The sequence below is a fragment of the Methylobacterium sp. WL116 genome (assembly GCF_008039455.1).
In the GTDB taxonomy this organism is placed as follows: Bacteria; Pseudomonadota; Alphaproteobacteria; order Rhizobiales; family Beijerinckiaceae; genus Methylobacterium.
This window is the reverse complement of the sequence record NZ_VRUV01000571.1, coordinates 1-2,716: the sequence shown is the minus strand read 5'-3', so window position 1 is coordinate 2,716 and position 2,716 is coordinate 1. Positions and strand designations below refer to the sequence as shown.

Here is a 2,716-nt window from a genome sequence, read left to right as displayed (position 1 = left end):
GTGCCGCTGGCGCTGCTGTCGGGCGACGGCCTCGCCGTGCCGCCGCTGCTGCCGGTCTGGCTCGGGATGGCATGGTCGGTGCTGGTCAGCTCCGTCGCCGGGATCCTGCTGCTGCTCGTGCTGATCCGGCGCGGCGCGGTGGCCGGCGTCTCGGCGCTGCTGTTCCTGGTGCCGCCGGTCTCGGCGACCATGGCCTACCTGATGTTCGGCGAGGCGCTGACCGGGCTCCAGGTCGCCGGCATGGCGGTGGCCGCGATCGGCGTCGCGGTGGCGAACCGGGGCTAGGCGAGAGGGCGCGGCGACGGCACCCGCCACGGCGCGCCGGTTTCGCCAACCGGTTGCGGCGTTGAGGAAAATTGCACGCGACTGGATAGAAAATTCAAGACGAATTGCGGCTCCGAGCCTCAAGAATTTGCTACGTCCCGGTGGATCGGGCCTATATTGCTCGCAACCGGAAACGTTCAGACGAAAGTGCCAGCCATGTCCGCTTCGCCCGCCTTCCAGCCTGAGCCGCAGGATCTCGTCGCCCTCACGCAGGCCGCCGGCGAATCCGCGAAACGTCTCGTCGCCGAGGCGACCCGCCGGGTCCGCACCCGCGTGCTGGGCACGGACGGCAAGGTCGACGCCGCCAAGCTGGAGGCCGAGCAGCACGCCGCCCACGGCCTCGCCTGGATCGCCACCTACGGCGAGGCGGTGCGCGAGCTCGGCACCTACGCCGCCAACCTGCGCGCGGCCGGCCGCCTCGGCGAGACCGAGACGCTGCTCGTGAAGATCGGCGCGGGCGAGTACCTCGAGCAGATGGTCTCGGGCATCCCGATGAGCCAGGGCGAGATGGTGCGCCCGGTCGGCTCGCTCGGGCTCACCGCCCGCGAGGTGCAGCAGTTCCGCACCGACGCGGTCGAGGCGCTGATCGCCGACGGCAACACCCCGGAGAACCGCGCCGCCCTGGTCCAGAAGATCCGCGACGGCGTGGCGTCGGCCACCGTCGGCGATTCCGGCCTCGACGAGGACATGGAGGCGATCCGCTCCGAGATGCGCCGTTTCGGCAAGGCCGAGGTGGTGTCCCAGGCGCACGAGTGGCACCTCAAGAACGACTACATCCCGATGGAGATCGTCACCAAGATGGCCGAGCTCGGCGTCTTCGGCCTGACGATCCCGGAGGAATACGGCGGCATGGGCCTGCCGAAGATCTCGATGTGCGTCGTCTCCGAGGAGCTGTCGCGCGCCTATATCGGCGTCGGCTCCCTCGGCACCCGCTCGGAGATCGCCGCCGAGCTGATCCTGTGCGGCGGCACCGAGGAGCAGAAGCAGCGCTTCCTGCCCAAGATCGCCTCGGGCGACATCCTGCCGACGGCCGTGTTCACCGAGCCGAACACCGGCTCGGACCTCGCCTCGCTGCGCACCAAGGCGGTGAAGGACGGCGAGACCTGGAAGATCTCCGGCAACAAGACCTGGATCACCCATCCCGTCCGCGCCGACATCATGACGGTGCTGGTCCGCACCAAGCCCGAGGAGAAGGGCCACCGCGGCCTGTCGATGCTGATCGCCGAGAAGCCCCGCGGCACCGACGCGGAGCCGTTCCCGGTCCAGGGCCTCACCGGCGGCGAGATCCACGTGCTCGGCTACCGCGGCATGAAGGAGTACGAGCTCGCCTTCGAGAACTTCGAGGTGCCGGGCAACAACCTCCTCGGCGAGGTCGAGGGCAAGGGCTTCGCCCAACTGATGCAGACCTTCGAGTCGGCCCGCATCCAGACCGCGGCCCGCGCCATCGGCGTCGCCCAGTCGGCCCTCGACCTCGGCCTTCGCTACGCCGAGGAGCGGATGCAGTTCGGAAAAGCCCTGATCAGCTTCCCGCGGGTCGCCGACAAGCTTGCGATGATGGCGGTGGAGATCAACATCGCCCGCCAGCTCACCTACTTCTCGGCCCGCGAGAAGGACGAGGGCAAGCGCTGCGACCTCGAGGCCGGCATGGCGAAGCTCCTCGGCGCCCGCGTCGCCTGGGCGGCGGCCGACAACGCCCTGCAGATCCACGGCGGCAACGGCTTCGCGCTCGAGTACGCCGTCAGCCGCGTGCTCTGCGACGCCCGCATCCTCTCGATCTTCGAGGGCGCGGCCGAGATCCAGGCCCAGGTCATCGCCCGCCGCCTGCTCGAGGCGGCGTGAGACGACGCCCGGGCCGGGAGACGGCCCGGGCACCGCTCGGATCTTCCCGCCCCCCCAAAATCGGGCCCGCCCGAACCGGGGGCACGCGGAATCGGGCACGCAAGCGATGCGGATTCCGGGCAAGCCCGTGATCCGTCGAGGGGAGGGACGCGTGGACGCGTCCGCTCCGAAACGGCCCCGGCCGGACGGCGGCCACGCCCGCAATCCGGATCAGGGGTGCAGCCTCGGCTTACCGCGGCGCCGGCTCCGGCGGGCGCCGCGCATCCTCACCGGTGCCGGGGGCGGCCACGGCCTTCGTCTTCCGGTCCCCGCGGTTTCGCGGCTGACGGAACCGGTCGTCGCCCGGCGACGGACGGCGCGCGAGGCTCACGGCGCGGCGATCGCGGCGACCTGCGGCGCCTCCGTCAGGAGCAGCCCCCGCACCTCGGCCGCCGCCTCGCGGGCCGAGAAGTAGGTGAGCTGGCGGGCGATGTTGATCTCCACCGCCATCATCGCAAGCTTGTCGGCGACCCGCGGGAAGCTGATCAGGGCTTTTCCGAACTGCATCCGCTCC

Annotated in this window: 2 protein-coding genes and 1 pseudogene; 2 read left to right on the top strand and 1 reads right to left on the bottom strand. The window is 70.8% G+C overall.

What is annotated here, in order from left to right; translation table 11 throughout:
- A partial coding sequence (locus FV223_RS24640; protein WP_147729429.1) for an EamA family transporter occupies positions 1–285 on the top strand: 285 nt, incomplete at its 5' end.
- Between the two features lie 195 nt (positions 286–480).
- Positions 481–2,163, top strand: coding sequence for an acyl-CoA dehydrogenase family protein (locus FV223_RS24635; protein WP_147729428.1), 1,683 nt, complete (start codon positions 481–483; stop codon positions 2,161–2,163).
- A 435-nt stretch (positions 2,164–2,598) separates the two neighbouring features.
- Here the strand turns inward: FV223_RS24635 and FV223_RS24630 are convergent.
- Positions 2,599–2,716 (bottom strand): annotated as a pseudogene (locus tag FV223_RS24630) (acyl-CoA dehydrogenase family protein); the annotation flags it as partial.

Bases quoted from the DNA above. Each gene is read 5' to 3' on its own strand.
- FV223_RS24635 (WP_147729428.1), top strand. From the start codon at position 481: ATGTCCGCTTCGCCCGCCTTCCAGCCTGAGCCGCAGGATCTCGTCGCC.